Annotated in this window: 19 protein-coding genes; 9 read left to right on the top strand and 10 right to left on the bottom strand. The window is 53.6% G+C overall.

Going from position 1 to position 24046, the window contains the following annotated elements; genetic code table 11:
• Window positions 1–6: 6 nt before the first annotated feature.
• The 4 genes from ABD843_RS07290 to ABD843_RS07275 form a co-directional block, all read right to left on the bottom strand.
• Entirely contained in the window at window positions 7–885 is an 879-nt protein-coding gene (locus tag ABD843_RS07290; RefSeq protein ID WP_345080772.1) for a diacylglycerol/lipid kinase family protein, read from the bottom strand.
• Window positions 882–1721: a carboxylating nicotinate-nucleotide diphosphorylase gene (gene nadC / locus ABD843_RS07285; RefSeq protein ID WP_345080769.1), complete on the bottom strand. Its 840-nt coding sequence runs from the start codon at window positions 1719–1721 to the stop codon at window positions 882–884. The genes ABD843_RS07290 and nadC overlap by 4 nt, the downstream gene beginning before the upstream one ends.
• A gap of 89 nt (window positions 1722–1810) precedes the next feature.
• Complete coding sequence (locus ABD843_RS07280) at window positions 1811–2350, bottom strand: YcxB family protein (RefSeq protein ID WP_345080767.1); 540 nt, start codon at window positions 2348–2350, stop codon at window positions 1811–1813.
• A 94-nt stretch (window positions 2351–2444) separates the two neighbouring features.
• Window positions 2445–2888, bottom strand: coding sequence for a hypothetical protein (locus tag ABD843_RS07275; RefSeq protein WP_345080764.1), 444 nt, complete (start codon window positions 2886–2888; stop codon window positions 2445–2447).
• A gap of 149 nt (window positions 2889–3037) precedes the next feature.
• Between ABD843_RS07275 and ABD843_RS07270 the strand changes: the two genes are divergently transcribed.
• The 4 genes from ABD843_RS07270 to ABD843_RS07255 all read left to right on the top strand — a co-directional run bounded on the left by ABD843_RS07270 (window position 3038) and on the right by ABD843_RS07255 (window position 11502).
• Window positions 3038–3490 carry a hypothetical protein gene (locus tag ABD843_RS07270; RefSeq protein ID WP_345080761.1) on the top strand — a complete coding sequence of 151 codons (453 nt, stop codon included), beginning with the start codon at window positions 3038–3040 and terminating at the stop codon, window positions 3488–3490.
• 99 nt (window positions 3491–3589) lie between these two features.
• Window positions 3590–5425, top strand: a complete 1836-nt coding sequence (gene mutL, locus ABD843_RS07265) for a DNA mismatch repair endonuclease MutL (RefSeq protein WP_345080758.1) — start codon at window positions 3590–3592, stop codon at window positions 5423–5425.
• Window positions 5426–5785: 360 nt separating this feature from the next.
• The gene (locus ABD843_RS07260; protein ID WP_345080755.1) at window positions 5786–10390 is read left to right on the top strand and encodes a PKD domain-containing protein; all 4605 of its coding nucleotides are present in this window, start codon (window positions 5786–5788) and stop codon (window positions 10388–10390) included.
• A gap of 8 nt (window positions 10391–10398) precedes the next feature.
• The gene (locus ABD843_RS07255) at window positions 10399–11502 is read left to right on the top strand and encodes a PorP/SprF family type IX secretion system membrane protein (protein ID WP_345080752.1); all 1104 of its coding nucleotides are present in this window, start codon (window positions 10399–10401) and stop codon (window positions 11500–11502) included.
• Window positions 11503–11576: 74 nt separating this feature from the next.
• Here the strand turns inward: ABD843_RS07255 and nhaD are convergent, their stop codons facing one another.
• Complete coding sequence (gene nhaD / locus ABD843_RS07250; RefSeq protein WP_345080749.1) at window positions 11577–12845, bottom strand: sodium:proton antiporter NhaD; 1269 nt, start codon at window positions 12843–12845, stop codon at window positions 11577–11579.
• Window positions 12846–13191: 346 nt separating this feature from the next.
• On the opposite strand from nhaD, the gene ABD843_RS07245 reads away from it, so the two are divergent.
• The 3 genes from ABD843_RS07245 to ABD843_RS07235 all read left to right on the top strand — a co-directional run bounded on the left by ABD843_RS07245 (window position 13192) and on the right by ABD843_RS07235 (window position 17422).
• Window positions 13192–14199: a proline and serine-rich protein 1 family protein gene (locus ABD843_RS07245; protein ID WP_345080746.1), complete on the top strand. Its 1008-nt coding sequence runs from the start codon at window positions 13192–13194 to the stop codon at window positions 14197–14199.
• Window positions 14200–14492: 293 nt separating this feature from the next.
• Window positions 14493–16724 carry a TonB-dependent receptor gene (locus ABD843_RS07240; RefSeq protein WP_345080743.1) on the top strand — a complete coding sequence of 744 codons (2232 nt, stop codon included), beginning with the start codon at window positions 14493–14495 and terminating at the stop codon, window positions 16722–16724.
• Window positions 16725–16765: 41 nt separating this feature from the next.
• Window positions 16766–17422: a hypothetical protein gene (locus tag ABD843_RS07235; RefSeq protein ID WP_345080740.1), complete on the top strand. Its 657-nt coding sequence runs from the start codon at window positions 16766–16768 to the stop codon at window positions 17420–17422.
• 74 nt (window positions 17423–17496) lie between these two features.
• Here the strand turns inward: ABD843_RS07235 and ABD843_RS07230 are convergent, their stop codons facing one another.
• Window positions 17497–18642: an acyloxyacyl hydrolase gene (locus ABD843_RS07230; protein ID WP_345080737.1), complete on the bottom strand. Its 1146-nt coding sequence runs from the start codon at window positions 18640–18642 to the stop codon at window positions 17497–17499.
• Window positions 18643–18766: 124 nt separating this feature from the next.
• Here ABD843_RS07230 and ABD843_RS07225 point away from each other — a divergent pair, with 124 nt between their 5' ends.
• A complete protein-coding gene (locus tag ABD843_RS07225) occupies window positions 18767–19477 on the top strand; it encodes a response regulator transcription factor (protein ID WP_345080734.1) in 711 nt (236 codons plus the stop codon).
• On the opposite strand, the gene ABD843_RS07220 is transcribed toward ABD843_RS07225, so the two are convergent.
• From ABD843_RS07220 to ABD843_RS07210, 3 genes are all read right to left on the bottom strand, one after another.
• Window positions 19467–20615, bottom strand: coding sequence for a methionine aminotransferase (locus ABD843_RS07220; RefSeq protein WP_345080731.1), 1149 nt, complete (start codon window positions 20613–20615; stop codon window positions 19467–19469). The two genes, ABD843_RS07225 and ABD843_RS07220, sit on opposite strands and share 11 nt — an antisense overlap.
• A gap of 88 nt (window positions 20616–20703) precedes the next feature.
• Window positions 20704–20949 (bottom strand): hypothetical protein, encoded by a 246-nt coding sequence (locus ABD843_RS07215; RefSeq protein ID WP_345080728.1) that lies wholly within the window; start codon window positions 20947–20949, stop codon window positions 20704–20706.
• A gap of 32 nt (window positions 20950–20981) precedes the next feature.
• Window positions 20982–21131 carry a hypothetical protein gene (locus ABD843_RS07210; RefSeq protein ID WP_345080725.1) on the bottom strand — a complete coding sequence of 50 codons (150 nt, stop codon included), beginning with the start codon at window positions 21129–21131 and terminating at the stop codon, window positions 20982–20984.
• A 100-nt stretch (window positions 21132–21231) separates the two neighbouring features.
• On the opposite strand from ABD843_RS07210, the gene ABD843_RS07205 reads away from it, so the two are divergent.
• The gene (locus tag ABD843_RS07205) at window positions 21232–22266 is read left to right on the top strand and encodes a glycosyltransferase (protein ID WP_345080722.1); all 1035 of its coding nucleotides are present in this window, start codon (window positions 21232–21234) and stop codon (window positions 22264–22266) included.
• Window positions 22267–22271: 5 nt separating this feature from the next.
• On the opposite strand, the gene ABD843_RS07200 is transcribed toward ABD843_RS07205, so the two are convergent.
• Window positions 22272–23999, bottom strand: coding sequence for a hypothetical protein (locus tag ABD843_RS07200; RefSeq protein ID WP_345080719.1), 1728 nt, complete (start codon window positions 23997–23999; stop codon window positions 22272–22274).
• Window positions 24000–24046 lie beyond the last annotated feature (47 nt).

Here is a 24046-nt window from a genome sequence, read left to right as displayed (position 1 = left end):
ACAGAATTACGGAACTATGACCCGCTGTGCGCCGGGCTTTATGCGGAAGGTGATGCTGCTGGCACATTCATGCGCATCGCCGTCCGTCTGCATGAGGCGTAGCTGCGGGTGCGATATGGTCATCTCCCTGCCTGTGAAGTGGCGTACATAGCGGCTCTTATCTATGGTGCCCGTCATGGCGCGCAGGGCTATGATGCCACCGAGTATCTTGGGGAAACGGCGCACTATTATCACATCCAGCAGGCCATCGGTATAGCTGGCCATGGGCGCTATGCGAAAGTTGTAGCCGAACTGGGTGCCATTGGCCACTACCACCATAAAGGCCCGCTCGTTCATGATCTTTCCATCTATCTCTATATGGAAGTTCCAGGTCTTGTAGAGCCACATATGCTTGGTCACAAGCCAGCTATACACGGCCAGTCCGCGCTTCTCGCTCTTTGCGAATTTTTTGGAGATAAGGGCATCGAAGGCCACACCTGCATTGCTTATGAATATGCGTTCGTTGGCATAGCCAACATCCATGGCCAGGGTCTTGCCGGCGCTGATGACCTTAACGGCCTCATCGGTAGTGAGGGGCAGACCTATGGTGCGCGCCATGCCATTGCCCGAGCCTTTGGGTATGACGCCCAGTACGGTATCGGTACCGGCAAGGCCATGTACCACATCGTTCACAGAGCCATCGCCGCCAACGGCCACTACGGCATAGGCGCCCTGTGCTGCGGCTTCCCGCGCCAGCAGGGTGCCATGTTTGGCATATTCGGTAAGGCGTATCTCGTGCGTGTACAGATCGCTATCGAGGTGGGCATCTATGGCATGGCTTATCTCTTTTTGCCGCTCTATGCCCGACCTGGGATTGACGATGAACACTATGTGCCGCTTGCTCATGTGAGTTGGGCTTTCAGGCTCAGGTCCAGGCTGACGGCATGGTGTGTGATGGCGCCCACCGAAATGAGGTCGACACCGGTAGCCGCATATTCGGCAATGTTCTCTAAGGTGATACCGCCCGATGCTTCTGTTTCGTACTTCCCATTTATAAGTGTCACGGCCTCGGCAAGCTGGGTGGGTGTGTAGTTATCGAGCATGATGCGATGCACCTGGCCAACGGCCAGTACACGGCGCACATCGTCTATGCTGCGGGTCTCTATCTCTATCTTCACATTCTGCCCGGTGGTGCGCAGGTAGGTATTGGTGCGCTCTATGGCCTGCTCTATACCACCGCAGAAGTCGATATGATTGTCCTTGAGCATCACCATATCGTAGAGGCCCATGCGATGGTTGCGGCCGCCGCCTATGCGCACGGCCTCTTTCTCGCACATGCGAAAGAGAGGAGTGGTCTTGCGGGTATCGAGCACCCGGGCCTTGTGGCCCTTTACTGCGGCCACATACAGGCTGGTGAGGGTGGCTATGCCGCTCATACGTTGCATGCAATTGAGCACCAGGCGTTCGGCCTTGAGTATGGTATGTACGCTGGCCGATACCTCGAAGGCCGTTTCGCCGGCATGTACGCTATCGCCATCGTGCTTGTAGAGGGTAAAAGTAGCCTGCGGCTCCAGGTAGTGAAATATCTCTTGTGCCAGCGCCACACCTGCCAGCAGGCCATCTTCCTTTATCTTCAGTATGGCGCGGCCGGTGGCGGCGGGCGCTATACAAGCCAGTGTAGAAAGATCGCCGGCGCCTACATCTTCGCGGAGGGCCGCCTCTATGAATTCCCTGCTGTTCATCCGTATTCCTTTGGTGGGTGGGCAAAATTAGGGATAACGGATGGGATGGATGATAAATTATTATTAATGCTGTGTATGTGTGCGGTGCATTATTTCCATACCCATGTGCGGTCATCGACATAGGGTATGCTGTGGCGGGTGGCTATGTCTTTGAGCAAGGAGGTGAGTGCGGCAGCATCGGGCACCTGATCTTTGGGTATAATGATGGCCTGTGTACCCATGCGCAGCAGTATCTGCCCGGGCAGCTCGGCTATCTCTTCGAAGGTGCTGTAGTGTAGCGTGGCATGTGAGGTGGCGGTATCTTGTGTGGCCTCATCGGGGCCGAAGGTCATGCTAACGGGAAGCTCATCGGGCCGGGCATTCTCCCGCACAAAGGAGAGGTAATGTTTGCGGTAGTGACGGGGCTCGTACCAGGTGTACCAGATAACATATGCCACGGCAAAAACGGCATATATGCCTGCCAGTGTATAATGCCCCATAGCTATGGTGTAGGCTATGACAATGGCCATGATGATGGGGAAGCGGATCTTGGCATTGCGGCGCTTCTTCCGGATACGCTCTGAGCGCGAGGCGAAGTAGAGCTGGTAGGTAAGGCTGTCGTCTTCGGTGGGCTTGAAGTGGATGGTCATAAGGGTGTAAGATACGAAACCCTCCCGACCTCTGCCTAAAGGGAGGAGGTGGGCAGCATGCCAGACTTTCTAGTGGCCGGGAGGCAAACCGGGGTCATTTTATGCCAATGTAGCGTGGTGTATGCCCTTGAACAACTTCAGGTTTTAGAAACAGCTTACTAGCATTTATGTTTATCAGTAATGAGCCAAAGCTGGCCTCATCGACTTTCTTAAAAGCGTCTCTGAAGGGTAAAAATGTATTGTCGCTATCATCATCTGAGATGATGTAACAAGGATCATTGTCACTTATATGCAGCAAACTTTTTACTTGTAGGTATCCGGCCCGGTCTTTATCAAGGCTTACCAGTGGCAGGGTATCTAAAAGGTCGTCCCAGTTATGGTTCAGCTTATCAGTAAATTTCTGTCGTTTATTCTCACTATTAAGTAGAAACAACGAACGCTCTCGCTTGTCCTTTGAATAAAGTTGCGGACAAAATTTTGGATAACTTCCGATCGGTCCATATGATGTAAAGCTTCTAAAGTTAGAGAACAAAGACATATGATATTTGGAGCAGAGAAAAATGGGCATGTACATACCTAAGGCAAAGAAGGGCGTTGCATGATGTTTCTCGTACCAAAGGTGATAAAAACATGTATCTATTATTTTTTATAGTTTCGTGTGTGTTCAGGCAACATTCCTGATCGTTTATGGAAGTAGGCTTAGCAGAAATATCGAGTTTGAGAAATGACCGATCCCAACAGGTCACCGATCTGTCGGATGCGCTTACACATTTCTTTGCTGACAAGAACTGCGGTGATGGTATAAAGATGTTCACAATAGGGATCATTTGCATAGGACCGGAATTCACACTTTTTAAAAAGAAGGAGCCCCGCGTTAGATACACAAGGGGAAAAAAGAGTATGGTAGTGCATGGTGTTCCTTTTGAAATAGAAGACAGTTTTGAATATAGCATATCTATTGATCATGATGCCTTTGTAAGTGCGCCTACTAAGCTAGAAGCTCAGAAAGTAATTGCATCAGCGATATGGAGTTCTTTAAATGTTCTTGACAGATGGAAAAGAAAGATACCTGATGTGGATCTTGACCTGCTCAAGCTATATTTTTATCTATTCTTCAAATTAAATGAGCTTATAGAGTAAGCGGTCATTGTGGTGACGCCTAATGAATATGGGAAGAAGTACACCTTTCTGCCTTGCATCCAACCCATTACCTTTGCACACAAATAATTTCTTTGTAGCGTGGCTGATGTAATAGAACTGTTATCGGAGCATATAGCGAACCAGATAGCCGCGGGCGAGGTGGTGCAACGACCGGCATCGGCGGTGAAGGAGCTGTTGGAGAACGCCATAGATGCGGGCGCTACCGATATACAGCTGATAGTGAAGGATGCGGGCAAGGAGCTGATACAGGTGACGGACAACGGCAAGGGCATGAGCCCTACGGATGCCCGCATGAGCTTTGAGCGGCATGCTACATCGAAGATAAAAAGCATAGAGGACCTGTTCACCATTCGCACCATGGGCTTCCGTGGAGAGGCGCTGGCATCTATAGCGGCGGTGGCACAGGTAGAGATGAAGACACGCCGGCACGATGTGGAGGCAGGTACGCGCATAGTGATAGAGGGCACCGATGTAAAGGTGCAGGAGCCCTGCGCCACAAGACCGGGCACCAGCATAAGCGTGAAGAACCTGTTCTACAACGTACCTGCGCGCCGCAACTTTCTGAAAAGCACTACCACAGAGATGCGCAATGTGCTGGACGAATTTACCCGTGTGGCGCTGGCCAACCCATCTATAGGTTTCAGGCTGTGGAACAATGGCACAGAGCAGCACCGGCTGGAGCCGGGTACGCTGAAGGCACGGATAGTGGCTCTGATGGGGGCATCGTACGAAAAGAACCTGGTGCCCGTAGAGCAACGTACCGACCTGCTGAACATATATGGTTTCGTAGGCAAGCCGCAGGCCAGTACGCGCACGCGCGGCATGCAGTTCTTCTTCATCAATGGCCGTTTTATAAAACACCCCTACCTGAACCATGCTGTGGTACAGGCATATGAGGGGCTGATAGAGAAAGATTCGTTCCCGTTCTATGTACTGTTCCTGGAGGCCGACCCGGCAAGGGTGGATGTGAATGTACACCCTACGAAGCAGGAGGTGAAATTCGAGGACGACCGGCTGATGTACTCTTACCTGGGTGCGGCCGTGAAGCATTCGCTGGCGCGGTACAACATAGCGCCCTCGCTGGACTTTACCCTGAACCCCGAGATACAACGACTATCCAGCGTGAACCTGCCTGTGACCGACCGCCAGCGGGAGGAGACGCAGAAGGGCTACCTGTTCAACACCTTTAGCGGGGGCGGGCAGGCACATGCCATAGAGCGCAACGACAGCCTGCGCCACTGGAAAGAACTATACGAGATAGCTGCAACGCCGGCAGCAATGAACATAGCCGGGGCACAGCCACCGCCTGCAGAGCAGCAGGGTGCAGCATTTGGCGATAGCGAGGGTAAAGGCAAGAGCAATATGATGCTGATACAGGGCGCTATGCTGGCCACTACGGTGAAGAGCGGCATGATGCTGATACACATTCGCCGGGCGCAGGAGCGCATCTGCTACGAGCGCCTGCTGCGCGAATGGAACACAGAGAGCGCTGCATCGCAGCGGGTACTGTTCCCGGCATCGTATGAGTTCAATGCGCAGGATGCGCTGCTACTGCAGGATGCCCTGCCGGACCTGGCGCGGATAGGCTTTGATATATCGGCGCTGGGCAAGAACACCTTTGCCGTGCAGGGCATACCGCCCGGCCTGCCTGCGGGCGAGGAAAAGAATGCCATGGACGAAGTAGTGGAGCAACTGAAACATGAGGCCCCCGATGCCGTGAGCCGCCGTACGGATATGCTGCTGGCAGGCATGGCCCGAAGGATGTCGCTGAGCACGCAGGGCATGAACCAGCCCGAGAACCAGCAGGCGCTGATAGACGAGCTTTTTGCCTGTACCCAGCCAGAGCTGACACCCGATGGCAAGAAGACCTTTGTACTGCTAAAGAAAGAAGAGCTGGAAGGGATGCTGGGGTAATGCTTTTTCCATGAAAAATACCGATCACTTCTTATGCAACGGCTATGTGCCGGTATGCCCGTTATTGAGCGTACTAACATTTGGGCTACTACATTGCGCCATAGTTAATAACATCTACCATCCTATCTGCTCCCGAACAGGCCTGCGCTCCTATCGGCCTGCTCGGAGAACACATATATGCATGCCATATGCAACCCGTTCGCCAATATTAAGGGGATCAGCAACTAATATATGGCAGCAAATAAATTTTAATATATTTTTCTCTTATTCTAACCTTTTGTCGTTCGCACCCGTCTATTTTTAACACAATATTATTATCTTTATTTTTCTACATCACCTTGAATTAGAACTATACACCATATGAGGTCCTTGAAACTGGCATTTTATATTGCCATACTGGCACTGTTCGCCACCCCTGAGGTAGGCGCACAGGTCACAGCTAGCTTTACGGCTACCCCGGCCGTAGGATGCGCGCCATTGCTGGTGAACTTCACCAATTTTACAACACCGGCCGGTGGTACCACCTATTCGTGGAATTTCGGCGTGTCCGGCTCATCGGTGCTTACCAATCCGTCTACCAGCTTCACTACGCCCGGCACGCATATAGTGACGCTTACGGCCACTAACGGCTCGTCGGTAGGTACCTATACCGTGGCCATAACAGTGTACCCCCCACCCACGGTAACTTTTACGGCCAACGATACATCGGTATGCCCCGGTACGCCCATCACCTTTACCAATACCAGCATTGCCGGTGTACCCGGCGGCATGACCTGTACCTGGAACTGGGGCGATGGAAGCCCTACCACAACATCGAGCCCGGCGATGCATACCTATGGTGCGCCCGGCAACTATACGGTGACCCTTTTTGTGACCAATGCGCAGGGGTGCCAGGCATCGCTGGTAAAAAGTGCGTATGTACATGTCTTCAACCCGCCGGTGGCGGGTTTTACGAGCCCGGGCGGCGGGTGTAACCCACCTATAACCATACCTTTCTCATCGACCAGCACCGGTACACCGGGGCTTACTTATGCATGGGATTTTGGCGATGGCGGCACAGGAACGGGCGCATCTCCGTCTCACACATATGGCGCTACCGGTACCTTTCCCGTGCGGCTGATAGTGACGGATGGTAACGGCTGTATGGATACCATCGTATCGAACGTAGTGATAAGTAATCTGGCGGCGGCATTTACCGGGCCTGATACCATATGCATCAACTCCCTGGCCTCTTTTACCAATACCACCACCACGCCATTCTCGGGCGCATCGTGGAACTATGGCGATGGCGGCACCAGTACCGGCACGCATGGGTCGCACACCTATACCACACCCGGTGTGTACAATGTGACACTCACCGTGACACAGGGACCATGCAGTCACTCGGTGATACACACTATAGTAGTGGTGGATGCACCACCCATGACGATGAGCATAAACCCGCTGGAGCCATGTCCGGCACCGGCCACTATAACGTACTCGGTAACGGGTGCAGCCCCCGGATCGACGTATAACTGGAGCTTCTCATCGGGCGGCGGCACCGGGACCACCAACCCGATAAATGTGACCTATCCCACCAATGGCGTGAAGACCGCCACCGTGACCGTGACAGACCCTGACCATGGCTGCCCCAGGAAGATAGTAGGCAGCATAACCATATACGACATACTCTTTACCGCATTTGCAAGCCCACGCAGGGGTTGTGTACCACTGACGGTGAACTTCACCACCAGCCTGCAGACATCCATACCCGGACCCGGTGTTGCGCCCTACCCTTATGGGCCGCTGGGTTCCTTTGTATGGAACTTTGGCGATGGCGCGCCTACCAGCGGTGCGTCCGCACCATCGCACACATATACTGCGGTAGGTACATATACGGTGACGGTAACGGCCATCACTGCCAACGGCTGCCCGGTGACCTATTCGCTGGAGGTGGAAGTGGGCACACCGCCGCAGGTCATATTCAGCGCATCGCCCAGGCATGTGTGCTATGGCGACCATATACCGGTCATCTTCACCCCCACGGTGGTAGTAGGGCCGGTAGATGAATACCATTGGGAATTTGATGACGGTATATCGCTTATAGATACTACAGGCCTTCCTGTATCGCATGTGTATACGGTGCCGGGGGTCTACTTCACGCCATCGGTGACGCCATATTATAATGGGTGCCGGGGAACGACCTACCAGATAGTGGATTATATAAGGGTAGACTCTCCGAAATCGATAATAGGCAAGACCATACTGTGCAGGCCACGGCACAGGGTGAACTTCTTCAACAACTCGATGGGCGATGACAGTCACCTGTGGATATTTAGCGATGGTACTACATCCACGCTAGAGGACCCGGTACATGACTTCCCCACCTTCGGTACCTTTACCATACAGCTTGCCACCTACAATGCTGCCAGCGGATGCCGCGATACTGCCATTACCACGGTATACATAGACAGCCTGATACCCAACTTTACCGCAGACCGAACGGCCATATGCCGGGGCGAGACCGTGACCTTTACGGCATCGGTATCGGGGGGGCCGGAGATGGAGTATCAATGGTATGAGAACGGTACGCCGATAGGCACTACGATACCCTTCCCGGGATCGCCAACAGTGTCGCATACCTTTACCGTAACGGGCTACCATACCATAATGTTGCGGGTGCGCAATACCAATAACTGCTGGGACACCATGAGAATGGTGGACATGATACTGGTAACGGCGCCATCGGTGGGCTTTACCATAGCGCCATCAAGTGGCTGCGCGCCGCTGAATGCGGTCTTTACCAGCACCAGTACGCCTACTACAGGCTCTTCGCTGGTGAGCTATGTATGGACCTGGGGCGTGGGTACACCACTGGGCACCGGTACGGGTACGCCGGCCACATTTACCTACACCGCCGGAGGTACCTATACCGTGAAGCTGGTAGTGACGGACAACCTGGGCTGTAAGGACTCTGCGCAGCAAACGGCGGCAGTGACGGTATGGGACCCTGTGGCATCGTTCTCGGGGGCGCCTACACGGCCTTGTATAGGATCGCCGGTCACGTTCACCAGTACTTCATCGGGCGGGCCTATATCCAGCTATACATGGGATTACGGAGACGGATCGCCGACGGGATCGGGGTCTACATCCACACACTCATACTCAGCAACGGGATCGTACAATGTGAAGCTGACCATAGTGGACTCGCATGGCTGCACCGATGAGGTGACCTACCCGGGATATATACAGGTAACGAAACCGACGGCGGCCTTTACCATGAGCGATTCGGTATCGGTATGCCCGCCGCTCTTTGTGAACTTTACCAATACCAGCACCGGCGCTACGGGGTATAACTGGGCCTTTGGCGACGGGGGCACATCTACCATAGTATCGCCGAGCAATATGTACATAGCATCGGGGCTGTACCCTGTGCGGCTGATAGCCACCAATATGTATGGCTGCAAGGACACTGCCCTGCACTATGTGAACATATTCGGCTACGCAGGTGCGCTGTCTTACAGCCCGCTGCAGGGCTGTGCGCCGCTTACCGTCTACTTCACGGCATCGCTCACCAATGTGCCCTTTATAACGTGGGACTTCTCTGATGGTTATACGAGCACGGTATCATTTACCGATACCATATCACATACATATGTGACGCCGGGTGCGTATGTGCCCAAGCTGCTGCTGAGCGACAATACAGGTTGCCAGTCGGCAAGTGTGGGCCTGGACACGATAAAGGTAGATGCGGTGACACCTAAATTCAATACCGAGCCGAGCCCTGTATGTATCGGTATGCCGTTCACCTTCATAGACTCCAGCACAGGATACTGGAACCCCGTCAATAGCTGGACATGGACGTATGACGGCAATACCAGCACACTGCCATCGCCCACATATACCATCACTACCCCGGGCACCTACCCTGTGACACTGGTGGTATCGAACGCATGGGGCTGTACGGGCACCATTACGCATACGCTGGTGGTAGAGCCGCCACCCGTGGTGACGGCCGATGCCGATACCGTAGTATGTGTGGGCGACCCTGCTACGCTGCATGGCTATGGTGCAGTGAGCTATACATGGGCCGGCCCACCCACGCTGAGCTGTACGGCCTGCAACCCCACCAATGCCAGCCCCAGCGTAGAGAGCATATATACCGTAACGGGTGCCGATGCCCGCGGCTGTATAGATACGGCAACAGTAACAGTGAAGCTGCGTACACACACCATAGCCAATGCATGGGGCGATACCGCGGTATGCTTTGGCGTACCGGTGCCGCTCTTCGATACGGGAGGGCATACCTACCTGTGGCTGCCTGCAACAGGGCTGAACGATAATACTATATCGAACCCGATAGCTACGCCGCCATATACGGTGATATACACCGCCATAGCGCAACTGGGAAGCTGTATACCCGATACCAACTATGTGACAGTGGTGATATACCCGCTGCCTACGGTAGATGCAGGCCCTAACCAGCGACTGGTGGCAGGTTCATCTGCCCAACTGAACGCTACGGGTACCGAGATAGCGGCCATAGAATGGTCGCCGACGGAGACACTGAGCTGCGGGGATTGTATGAACCCAGTGGCCACCATGTCGGTCAATTCGACCTACTATGCCGATGTGGTATCGAAGCATGGCTGCCGTGCATCGGACTCGGTGACGATACTGCTATACTGCGAGAACAGCCAGGTGTTCGTACCCAACTCCTTTACACCTAACGGCGACGGGCAGAACGATGTCTTCTACCCCAGGGGTATAGGGGTGAAGGCGGTGAAGGCCTTCCGTATATACAACCGCTGGGGCGAGTTGCTCTTTGAGCGGGAGAACATAATGCTGAACGATGCGGACAACGCATGGGACGGCTCTTATAAGGGCGGCATACCCAAGCCCGATGTATATGTATACATAGTAGAGGCGCTGTGCTATACCGGCGAGGATATATTCATAAAAGGCGATGTAACGATAATAAGGTAGGATAGAGAATGAGCAATAGAGCTACAGATACAAAGTGGTGCGCCGGCCTGAACAAGGCCGGCGTAGCGCTGCGATATACCCGCAGGCGTGCCATAAGGGCGCTGGCCCTGCTGCCACTGTGCTGCCTGCCTATGCTGGCCGCGGCGCAGGCAGATATACACTTTTCCCAGTTCTATGAAACATCCATACTGCGAAACCCCGCACTGACGGGCGTGTTCGCCAGCGACTATAAGGTGGGCGTGTACTACCGCAACCAGTGGAGCACCATAAGCCACCCTTTTGAGACCAAGCTGGTGAGCGGCGAGGGCCGTGTGCCGGTAAGTTCTATGTCGGAGGATTTTTTCAGCTTCGGTGTGCTGGCCTTTGGCGATAAAGCAGGCAGCATAGACCAGAAGATAACAGGCGTATACCCGGCCATAAACTATAACAAATCGATGAACGTGGACAAGAACGCCTACCTGTCGGTGGGGTTCACGGGTGGGCATCTGCAATATAGCTTCGACCCGGCAAAGGCCACGTTCAACAACCAGTTCCAGGGTGGGCGCTTCGACCCCATGCTGCCCAGCATGGAGAACATAGCCAATGCGCAAATGAGCTTCTGGGACCTGGGCGCGGGTATCAACTACAACTCCAGTGGCGGCAGGGACAACAATGTGTCGTACATGATAGGTGTATCGGGTTATCACTTCACACAGCCGAAATTCTCTTATTACCAGGTAGAGGATGTGAAGCAGAACATGCGCCTGAATGCCAACGGGGCCGCAGGCTTTAACGTAACGGAATCGGTGCTGATACAGATGCAGGGCAATGTGGCCATGCAGGGTACCTACCGCGAGATAATAGCAGGCACACTGGTAAGCTGGACCCGCTACCTCACCGAACAGCAGACCTTTGTGCTGACGGGCGGCGCCTTCTACCGCCTGCGCGATGCCGTGATACCCGTGCTGCGCGTGAAGTACAACTCCTTTGCATTGGGTGTGAGCTACGATGTGAACACATCGACCCTGGTGCCGGCCAGCAAGATGGCAGGTGGTGTAGAGGTGACACTCTTCCATACGGGCGACTTTACCAATAAGGGCATAGCGAAGAAGATGGTGTGCCCGAAATTCTGAGGCCTCTCCGAAGGAGAGGGAGGTGTTATCCGACACTATTGAATGATGAATTCGACGGCCTGTCGGTATGGGCATTATGCCATGAACATATAGAACAGGGCGCCTGCAAAGAAACCTATGAGGGCCAGCCAGCTGATGTGGCGCAGGTACCATGTGAAGCTGATCTTTTCCATACCCATGGCTGCCACGCCTGCGGCAGAGCCTATGATGAGCACACTACCGCCGGTGCCTGTGGTATAGGCCAGGAATTCCCAGAAGAAATGATCGGTAGGATATTGCTGCAGGGAGTACATGCCCTGTATGGCCGCCACGAGGGGTACATTATCTACCACCGACGAAAGCAGGCCTATGGAGAGCGCGATGGCGTTCTCGCTGGGTATGTTCTGTGACATCCATGTGGCGGCCTCGGCCAGTATGCCCGTAGACTGAAGGGCAGATATGCTGAGGAGTATACCCAGGAAGAAGAGGATGCTGGGCGTATCTATCTTTTGCAGGGCGCGGCTTACGGAAAGCTTGTTCTTTTCCTGTGGCGGGCGACGGCCATGCATCACCTCGGTGATGGTCCACAATACGCCGAGGCCTATGAGTATGGCCATGTAGGGCGGCAGATGCGTGAGGGACTTGAAAATGGGCACAAAGACAAGGATGGCGAAACCCGAGCAGAGTACGATGTACTGCTGGCGGCGGGGAAGGATGATATCGGTATGCTGATCGGTAGAGGCGGGGCGTGTGACCGTTCCCTTCATTTTTACAGACAGAACAAGCAGGGGCACTACCAGGCTGAGGAGGCCGGGTATGAAAAGCTGGCGGGTGATATTGGCAGCGGTTATCTGCCCGCCTATCCACAGCATGGTGGTAGTGACATCGCCTATGGGCGACCATGCGCCCCCGGCATTGGCTGCTATTACCACCATGCCCGCGAATATGTACCTGTCGTGTGGGGCGTCTATAAGCTTGCGGATAAGCGATACCATGACGATGGTGGTAGTGAGGTTATCGAGCAGGGGAGAGAGGAAAAAGGTGATAGCGGAAATGATCCAGAGAAGTTTTCTTTTATCTGTCTGTATTATGCGGTCGGTAATGATGTTGAAACCGTCGTGGGCATCTATAAGCTCTACCACCGTCATAGCGCCGAGCAGGAAGAAGAGTATGCCCGACAGATCGGCCAGGTGCTCGGTGAGCTGGTGCGATACTATTTCCTTATCGGAGGTGGAAAGGATATATATGGTCCAGCAGAGGACGCCGGTAATGAGAGCGGTGGCGGCCTTGTTGATATTGACGGTATGCTCTAGCGCTATGAGAAAATAACCTATGATAAATACGGATAGTAAAGCAGCGACCATGGGAAAGATAAATTGAATGGATATATGAGCAAGTATACCGGCAATGCCGGGTGCGGGTATCTTGTAAAAATACGTTCTTTACGCGCATTAGGGGTGGGTGGAAGCAGGACGAAGGGGCATTTTGCAACAACATTATACGCATTTGCAACATTTTTGAACGCACACAGGTACGCGATCTGATACTTTTGCAGGTATAGATCAGCCCTTGTTCTTACCCTTTTACCGCGCCCTATATCTGTACTCTCTCGTCATATTTTCCTGATATTAACTGTGGGATATATGATAGTGAACAGCTATTTTTATTAGTATAGTATTATTTTTGCTCTTAAATAACAGTAATATGAAAATGAGATCTTTTTTGGTAATGCTGCTGGCGATGGCCCCGATGTCTTTGTTCGCGCAGAGCGCACTGACCATTTTTTCGGAAGATGGTTATAAATTCTACCTGGTGCTGAACGGCCAGAGGCAGAACACCATACCGATGACCAACATACATATAGATGGCCTGATGCAGCCCAACTATGCGGTGAAAATAATATTTGAGGATGCGACGAAGCCCGAGCTATCGAAGAACATACCCGTGGTAGACCCCGGCACGAGCGCGCCTGCCGATGTGACCTATAAGATAAAGACACAGAAGGACGGCGATATGAAGATACGCTTCTTCTCTGCCACACCTGTACCGCCCAACTATGTGGCGCCGCCAGATATGTATGTGATGCACTATGGCCAGCCGGTACCACCGCCTCCGCCACCTGTACAGGGTGGTACCACCGTAACACAGACCACGGTGACACAGACATCGGGCGGCAGTATGCAGGGCGGTAATATGAGCATGAACGTAGGCGGCATGGGCGCAAATGTGAATGTAGGTGTAGGCGGTGCAGGCGTGAATATGAACATAAACATAAACGACGATATGATGGGTGGCAGCGCCAGCACCACCAGCCATACCGTGACGCGTACCACCACTACCACCACCACAAGCGGCGATATGGGCTATGGCAACAATGGCGGGTACAACACACCTCCCCCGGCGCCACCTGCACGCGGCAGCGGCTGCGGCTATGCCATGGATGGCGGCAGCTTCCGCTCGGCAAAGGAGACCATAAACAAGGCGAGCTTTGAGGACACGAAGCTGTCTACGGCAAAGAGCATACTGTCATCGAACTGCATGACATCGGACCAGATAATGCAGGTGTGCAATACATTCTCTTTCGAGGCTTCGAAGCTGGAATTCGCGAAGTATGCATATGACCGCTGCACCGATAAGGGCAACTACTTCAAAGTGGGCAATGTGTTCAGCTTTGATGCAAGCCGCACCGAACTGAACGAGCATATAAGCGGTAACTAATATGCACCCTGATCTCTTTAATAAGGCCCTGCCGGTAAAAGGCAGGGCTTTTTTGTGCAATAATGTTGTGGACCACAAGGGCCACAAAGGGATATCACAAGGGGCGCAAGGAAATTCGCATAGATGGGCACAAGGGCGTGGAATATGTGAGGCTTGATGTGCCGGAACGGTCTTTAACAACATTTTCACCGTTCGCACAGGGGCATTTACCGACAACACCTACCGCTTAGCCGAAATAGAGGTGCCTGTGTGCGGGACGCGACATAGTTTTGCGTCATAATTAAGGATCATACATGAAACACACTTATTCTCTACTCTTATTCTTTCTACTGCCTTTTCTGCCACTTATAGCCGGCGGGCATACCATAAGCGGCAAGGTGGTCAATAACAGGAACCAGCCCGTAAAGGGCGCCAGTGTGTACCTGGACAATACTATAGACGGCGGTACTACGGACAGCGTGGGCTTTTTCAGCTTTACTACAGATGAAACAGGCAACCAGACGATAGTAGCATCGGAAGTGAGCCATGCCACGGCGGGCCAGCCCATAGTGATAAACGGCGATGTGACGGGTATACTGATAACCCTGAAGGCCAATATGAGCAGGGACCTGGACGCGGTGGTGATAACGGCGGGATCGATAGATGCGACGAACGATAAGTCGAAAACGGTGCTGAAGCCGCTGGATATAGTGACAACGGCAGGCTCTGGCGCAGATGTGGTGAAGGCCATGCAGATGCTGCCCGGCACCCAGCAGACCGGGCCGGACAATGGCCTCTTCGTACGCGGTGGCGACGCCAACGAGGCGGCAGTGATAGTGGACGAGATGGTGGTGCAGAATGCCTTCTTCAGCGGTGCGCCGGGTGTGGCCACGCGCAGCAGGTTCGGCGCGTTCCAGTACCAGGGGGTGGCTTTCAGCAGTGGCGGCTATAGCGCCAGGTACAGCCAGGCGCTATCGGGCATACTGGAGCTGAACACTACCGACCTGCCCGACAAGAGCACCATAAACCTGGGCGTGAACATGGCGGGTGCATACGCATCGGGCGTGAAGAAATGGAAGAACAGCTCACTGGATGTAGGCGGTGGCTATACCAACCTGTCGCCCTTTTATGAAGTGGTAAAGAGCAACTTCAAATTCTACAAAGTGCCGCAGGGCGGCAATGGCAACATACGCTATGCCTGGAAACCCAATAAGGACGGCATACTGAAAGTGACACTGAACACGCAGCACAACCTGACGGGTGTGAGTATACCCAACCCTATGAGGGCCGGAGCGGACACCCTGAACTTTCTGACCAAGGATCAGAACTACTACAGCAATGTGTCTTACAAGCAGATGTTCAAGCATAAGTATATGCTGTACACGGCGGCATCGGTGAGCCGGAACAAAACGAGGAGCGAGTTCTCCAATGTGTTCAATATGGATAATGTGGACTACAGGAACCAGTTCCGTATAGAAGGCAAGCGATATATGAACAGCAGGCTGAACCTGCTGGTAGGTACCGATGTGCAGAACTTTGGCCAGGAGCGCACTATGGAGATGCAGGATAGTGCAAAGACCATCTACAAGCAGGATTTCAACGAAGTACTGACAGGCGGCTATGCCGAGCTGGAGTGGGTGCCCGTGAACCGCTTTGCCATAAAGCCGGGTGTACGTTACGAGCACAGCACACTGATGAATGTGGACAAGGTAGCACCCCGCCTGTCTATGGCCATAAAGACAGGATCGCACAGCCAGGCATCGCTGGCGGGTGGTATGTTCTACCAGCAGGCATCGAACTTTTACCTGATAGCTCCTTTTATGAACGGCTATAACGACCTGGATATGCAGGTAGCCACACACTACATAGCCAACTGGCAGTGGAGCCAGGACAACCGTACCCTGCGCCTGGAAGGCTACTATAAGAAGTACGATAAGCTGGTACTGGAAGAGGGCGCTGCTACCTTTGACCCTAACACATACCGTGTGCTGACACCTGCCAGCAACATAACCCTGACCAATAATGGCAGCGGCTATGCACAGGGGCTGGAACTCTTCTGGCGCGATAAGAAGACGATAAAGAATGCCGACTACTGGGTATCGTACAGCTATATAGATACCAGGAGAAGGTACATGAACTATCCCACGCAGGCCACACCTACCTTCATAGCCAACCACAACCTGAACGTAGTGGGCAAGTACTGGATAGACAAGCTGAAAACGAGCGTGAACGCTACCTACAGCTTTGCCAGCGGCAGGCCTTACTACAACCCCAACATATACAACGTTACAGACCACAGCAACTTCCAGACAGAGGTGACGCCCGACTATCACAGCCTGTCGCTGTCGGCGGCCTACCTGCGCAGCTTTGGCAAATGGTTCACGGTGTTCTACATAAGCGTGGACAATGTGACGAGGCAGAAGAATGTGTTCGGCTACAGGTATGGCGCAAATGGCGAAATGAGCAAGATAGTGCCTGCGCTCTACCGTACCGTTTTCTTCGGCGTGAACATGTCGCTGTCGGAATTCAGCAAGGACGAACTTTAATAACATAAGCAACCAACCACCATAACTCACAAAAACAGACAATGATGAAAAAACACATCCTTATTGCAGCTACGGCCCTGATAGCTACCGCAGCCACGGCCCAGGATTTCAGGGTGCCGCTGGAGAAGACGTTCCTGGCATTTGACACCACCATGGATATGAAGGTGAAAGTAGAGCAGGCCAACAAGCTGGCCCTGATAGCCAAGAAGTGGGATGCCGAATGGAGCACACACTACTATGTGGCATACAGCAAGGCACAGCTTTCGTACATGGAACAGGACGCCAAGAAACGCGATGCCTACCTGGACGAGGCAGAGAAAGAAAGGGAAGATGCTGTGAGCATACTGAAGAAGGACAATGACGAGACCTATGTGCTGGCCGCCATGATAGCCAATGCACGCATGGCCGTAGATCCCATGAACCGCTGGCAGAAGTATGGAGAGCTCTTTACCCAGAACCTGAAGAGCGCGCAGGAGGTGAACCCCGAGAACCCCCGCATGTACTACCTGCAGGGTGTGAGCAAGTACTTTACCCCAAAACAATTTGGCGGGGGAGCGAATGCGGCCATGCCCTACTTTGAGAAGGCCAATGGACTTTTTGCGAAGGAGGCCGGCGTGACCGATATAGCGAAGCCACACTGGGGCAAGGACAAGAACGAATACTTTATGGAACAGGCCAAGAAGAACGACAAGGGATAGTTGGCCCTTTATCGAATGCTACAGCAAAGGACGTATGCCGCAGGGTGTACGTCCTTTGTGTTTTTATGCGGACATCAGAGACCTAGACCTATACCCAGCTCGCCCATCTCGGCAACATTGAGGTGGGTCTTGAGGCCGGTAAAGAAGAAGAGCTCTTTGAGCGCGCCATGCTCGCGCTGTATGCAATAGTAATTGAGGGTCACCTTCTGGTATACATCCTCGCGGCGCAGGTAGGCCTGCCTGATGTAGACTCCTGCCTGCAGTGTGATGCCCACACGGCCCAGCAAGAACTCGTTGCCTGCCAGGAGGGCGGCCTTATAGGAGCGCTGCGGCTCGTGCCCGGCCTCCAGGCCATTGTTGCGCAGGAAGGCATTGATGCTTTGATGGTAAGAGAGGTCTAGCCCGGCGAAGACCTTGTTGTGGCTGCGCCAGCGGCGGCTGGCATATGCCGTGGTGATGTAGACCGGGTATAAAGGCCCGCCCCATGTATAGGCCGATACGAGCGACATACTGTAGCGCAACTGGAAGAGGTAGCGGGCTGGCAGGGGGCGAAGGTCGCGCACCAGCAGGGCGGGGCGCGATGTGACGGGATAGTAGCTGATGCCCGCTGTGATACCCGCTACATTCACACCGAGATTGGGCTTGCGTACGGAGCCATTGGATATGTGCGTGAGGAAAGCCCCGGCATGAATGGTGTAATGATCGCTGAGGTGGTATTCGGCATCGGAGCGGAGCATGATGAGGTCGTTGACATGGGCACTGATGGCCACATTGACGGTATTTACCGGACCGGTCCTATCGAAGCGGCGGGTGACATAACTGATGCCGGTGCCGAGGCGCAGGGTCCACTCTAATGAGGGGGTCTTTGCCAGAGGCAGGGTGATATTGGGGTATATGCCGAAGACAGAACCGTATACGCTATCTATACCATAGCGCATACCTGTGATGCCCAGGCCCAGCCGTGGGTAGTGGCGGCGCTGCTGCCACTCTTTGCGGCCGTAGGTGCGCCATACCAGGTTGGCATCGGCGCCGGTGGTAAGGGTGGGTATGGGCAGGGTGAACTTGGCCTCGTGTTTGAAAACCTTACCTGCCAGCAACGAGGCCTGTATACCGAAGCCTGTACCGGCAGAGGTACCCTGTGCATGGATGACCATAGGGCATAGGAGACCACACAGCAATATGCCATGCAGTAGATGCCGCCATAGGTAACGTCCATTCATGTAGAAAAGAAATGTAACACAAGATAAAGCAGAAAAAGGTGGGATAGGCTTTAACAAGTACTTATGTCTCCATATCCATTCTTTATGAATGATGCAGTAGTTTTGTATGAGAAAAACGACCATTATGGCAGGTAAGCAATACAGGGCATCTTTACTGATAGCAGAGGACGAGGAGAGCATGCGCGAGACGTTGAAACTGAACATGGAGCTGGAAGGCTACGAGGTGACCACGGTAGACAATGGCCCCGCTGTGATAAAGGCTGTGAAGAACGAATACTTCGACCTGATAATACTGGACATAATGATGCCCGACATGGATGGCATAACTGTATGCGAGACCATACGCATGCAGCACAATGATGTGCCTATCATGTTCCTGTCGGCAAGAAATAGCGGAGCCGATAGAGTGGAGGGTCTGAAGAAGGGGGGCGATGACTACCTCACCAAACCCTTTAACCTGGAGGAGCTACTGCTGCGTGTGGACAAGCTGGTAACACGCAACAAGAAAATAAAGGAGCCGCGTGCGGTGAATGATACCTATGAATTCGAAGGTGGGGTGATAGACTTTGGCGCGCACGAATGTATAGACAAGAACAAACAGAAGCAGGAACTGAGCAAGAAGGAGGCCGCGCTGCTGCGCCTGCTGACGGAGCACGAGGGTGAAGTAGTATCGCGCGAGCAGATACTGCAGATAGTGTGGGGCTACAATGTGTACCCTACTACACGCACCATAGATAATTTCATTCTCAACTTCCGCAAGTTCTTCGAGAAGGACAGCCGCAACCCCAGGCATTTCCACTCTATACGGGGTATAGGGTATAAGTTCACAAAGTAGGGACATTCTTCAACCGCTCTACGGCCTGCTCGAGGGTCTCTTCCTTTTTGGCAAAGCAGAAGCGGATGAGCCTGTCGTCATGGCCAGAGCTGTAGAATGCACTGACGGGTATGGTGGCCACACCGTATTCTTTGGTGAGCCATTCGGCGAACTGTTTGTCGTGCATATCGCTGATGCGCTCATAGCTCATCACCTGGAAGTAGCTGCCCTGCGCTGGGGTATGCAGGGTGAAGGGCGTATGTGCCATGAGGGACAGAAAATGATCGCGCTTGCGCTGCATGATGCTGTGTATGGGCTCTGTAGCATGTGCCAGGTGCTGTGCCAGTGCATACTGTGCAGGTGTATTGACGGTGAAACAGAGGAACTGGTGTATGCGGCGGAAGGCCGTAGTGAGGGCAGGTGGCGCTATACAGTAGCCCATCTTCCAGCCGGTATTGTTGTAGACCTTGCCAAAGGAGTAGAGGGCAAAGCTGCGTGCGCGAAGCTCGGGGTGCTGCAGTACAGAGATGTGCTGCCGGTCATCGTACACCAGTTGCTCGTACACCTCATCAGAGAGTACTATGATATCGGTATCGCGAACGGCATCGGCAAGCATGTTCCAGTCGTTGATGGTCCATATGGCGCCCGTGGGATTGTGCGGCGTGTTGACGATGATGGCGCGGGTGCGGGGCGTGATGGCATTGCGTACCCGCTGCCAGTCTACACTGAAGGACGGCGCGGAGAGCGGTATGCAAATGGCGCGTGCACCGTTCATCTCTATATTGGGTATGTAGCTATCGTAGGCTGGCTCTAGCACTATCACCTCGTCGCCGGGCGATAGTATGGCCGTGAATGCCGTATATATTGCATAGGTAGCCCCGGGGGTAATGGTAACTTCGGTATCGGGGTCTACAGTTACATTATACCTCTTTTGAAAACTCTCTGCTATGGCCTGTCGCAGCAGGGGCAGCCCGGCCATGGGTGCATACTGGTTATACCCGTCTGCGGCTGCGCGGCCAAGCGCCGAGGCGAGGCGTTCATCGATATGGAAATCGGGGAAGCCCTGCGAAAGATTGATGGCATTGTGTTGCTGGGCCAGCGCGCTCATCACGGTGAATATGGTAGTGCCGGTGGCGGAGTGTTTTTGAGGTAGCTGCATAACGCAAGGTATAAAAAAGAAGGAATGGTGCATATAGATGTCCTGAGTAGGTGGGCTACTCGTCAGCATACCTCAGATTCTTACCATCTTAATTTTTGCAGGCAACAAAGATGAAAGGCTTTCTGCCTTTTTCGCGCAGGGCGTTCCTGACCTTTGCGGCAGCGCGTACCACCTTGTACTGCTGCAGGTCGAAGACCTCGAGGGAGCCGGCATATTCTTTGGTGATGCCCATACGGCGGCTGTAGCGCTCCAGGAATTTTGCGGAGTCACTGTCGGTAGCCATGATGTTCTTCAGGTATTGTATCCAAACCCTGTCTCTCTTCCTATACCACATAATACATGTTTTTTGGCACCGCTCTGCTAGCGTTATCTATATCTTTTGGGTGCTTTGTAGCTGCCGAATATATCGGAGCCGCAGCCACAGTTCTTCTGTGTCTTGCAGCCAGAGCCCACCAGGGCCATGCCCAATAGAACGAATAAACAGATAACGTATCGCCTTGCCGGTCTTCTTTTCATAAAAACTACTTTTGTAAAAATAAGGATATTGACAATTTCCCGGCCTAAAAAAATTTTGATAGCCCCATTGGATTGGGGAATGGGGCATACTACACGGTGCATGCCCCTTATAGGCCATATACTGGAAAAGGGCCATATGCCTGTATTCGCGGGCAATAGAGCACAACAAAGCATAGTGAGCGAGGCCTACGGAAAAGATGTGCCGTTGCTGCCATTGCAGGGGTACGATATCACCTATTCGCCGCTGAACCGGGTAGCACAGGCCGGCCTGCTGCTGCAAATACCCCGTGTGCTGCGCACCATAAGACAGGAACACCAGTGGCTGCAAGAGGTGGTAAGGGATCATAAGATAGGTGGTATAATAGCTGACAACAGGTATGGGCTATACCATGCTACCGTACCTGCGGTGATAATGACGCACCAACTGCATGTACTGAGCGGAATGGGCAGTGTGGCAGATGGACTGGTACAGCGTATGCACTACCGTTACCTGCAGCGTTTTGGAGACGTATGGGTGGCCGATACAGCGGGCGGGCATTCGCTGGCGGGTATGCTGGCGCAGCCGGAGGTGCTGCCAAAGAATACAAAGTATATAGGTCTATTGTCGCGCTTTGCGAATGGGAATAATGTACCTACTGATACCAGTACCGCCGATACTCTGCTGGTACTGCTATCGGGGCCGGAGCCGCAGCGAAGCATGCTGTCGCAGGTATTGTGGCGGCAGGCGGCAGGGTATGAGGGGCGGGTGATATTTGCCGAAGGCAGCGACAAGGCAGCGAGACCCGCCGATATACCACCACATATAACATGGCATGCACGACTGGCGGGTAGTGTACTAGAGGAGGCTATGCGTGCGGCCCGGCTGGTGGTATGCCGCAGCGGGTACTCTACCCTGATGGACCTGGCAGCAATAGGAAAACGAGCCATACTGATACCCACACCGGGGCAGACCGAACAGGAATACCTGGGGCGGAGGATGCATGAACAGGGAATACATCATACCATGCCGCAGAACGGTTTCGACCTGGGTATGGCCGTAAAAGCAGCCGGGCATCTGCATGGCTACAATGCCATACCGGCCACAGCTTTCGCTGCATACCGGCATGTGCTGGATGAGTGGCTGGCTACACTATAGGCGCACTAGAAGAGGTCGTAAGCCCTGCGCGAGGCATTGATCCTTACCCCAAAATAGAAGTATGTGGTAGTGAGCGGGCCTGTCCATGTACCGGTAGTGCTGCTATGCGGGTAAATGCCTGCTACATTCTCATAATTGCGGTACACCCCGCCGAGGTCGGCAAAGAGATTGGGGCGCAACTGGTAGGACGCATTAAGAGATACCATCTTGCAGCGGCTCTCGGGGCCGTTTATCATCTTCACACCATACTGCGTAGTAGCCGTGGGGTATGGCTTGAAGGTATTGTTGCCATAGTTGGCATTGCCGGTATCGTTGCCGCGCATATAGTAGGTGATGCGGGCCGTGAGCACCAGGTTCTTCACGGGCTCGTAGCGTGCCTGGCCGATGGCCTTGATGAAGCCCGACCCCAGCGGATCGGCCATCGGCTGATTGTAGTTGGTATAGTTGGCAATGGTATCCTGGGCAGAGTAGGTGTATGGGCGCACGGCATCTACCTCGCCCTGCAGGTCCAGGTTCTTTATACCAAAGGCATTGAAGTATTTGCCGCCCATCTGCACGCCCCATTTGTTGCCATACCATTTGTTGCCACCGGTAAGCTCTTTTATACGGAACTCATTGAGCAGGAACTGGCCATAGAATTGGAAGTGGCGTGCTACCAGGGCCTTGGCGCTAAGGCCCAGCATAGATTTATCTCCCGCGCCATTGTAGCGGCTCATGGCCGTGGTAAGGATCATGGGGTTGAGGTAGGCTATCTCGTAGCCGCCCGTGCGTGCGAACACTTGTGATTCGAACAGGCCGAGGTTGAGCCAGCGAAATACATTGGCATTTAGGTAGCGGATGGTAGAGTACTTGTGCGGCAGTATCCTGTCGGCGCCTTTTATGTACTGCGGGGTCAGCTCCATGTACAGGCACTCATAGTTCAGCTTCCAGATGCGTGTTTGTATGCGCAGGAAGGGAACATTGGAGGAATTGTCGGTGAGGAAGAGGCTGGTGAAGCCATCGCCTATGAAGTGCTTGCCGAAGCCGAAAGTGGCATTGACATGGTTCTTCACGATGTCGGCATTAACGTAGCCGTTCACCTGCAGGTAGTCGTATGTACCGAACTGAGTGAGGGGTCTTTTGAAATAGTCGGCGCCGGGTACAGCCTCGTATGGGCGGCGCGCCCAGTTGTTCACAAAGTAAGGAAAGCGCTCCTGGTTGTCGGTGAGCATGGTGTAGAAGCCTATCTTCTTGCCTATCCAGCCGCGCACCTCGGCCCCCTGGAAGTTGGAGCGGGTGGTATTGGGTATCGCGGTGCCTGTTACAGGATCGGCCGATATGTCGTTGTTCTGCATCACGGCCTGTGCGCCGGCCACGGGGTTCACTACCACAAAGAAGTTGTTGGTCTTCACATATATCATGTTGAACTGCTTCTTGTAGAAGGTGTTGAGTATAGGGTGTTTGGAATCTATGGCCCCGTTCTCATCTCCCGCCCACTCGCCGCTTTCGGATACCATCTGCTGCATATTGTAGCGGTCCACATCGCTCATGTGCCTGTAGAGGCCCAAGGCGGTATCGCCGGGGTGCGATATGCGCTCTATGAAACGAACTACGTTCCTGCGCGATTCGGGTTTGTCGCCATTGGCGAGGCTGTCGCACAGGCGGCCGTTAAGGGTCTCCCAACGGTCTATATTGTGGTAGCCGTCGGAACCCAGCCTGAGAAAGGTGGTCTGGGCGGCGGCGATGCCTGACATAAGGAGTAACGAAGGAAGCAGTGCGTATCTTTTGAGCATAGCGGGGA

This window comes from Nemorincola caseinilytica, assembly GCF_039540515.1.
Lineage (GTDB): Bacteria > Bacteroidota > Bacteroidia > Chitinophagales > Chitinophagaceae > Nemorincola > Nemorincola caseinilytica.
Note: the sequence above shows the minus strand (reverse complement) of the source record. Positions and strands in the feature narration are given on the sequence as shown.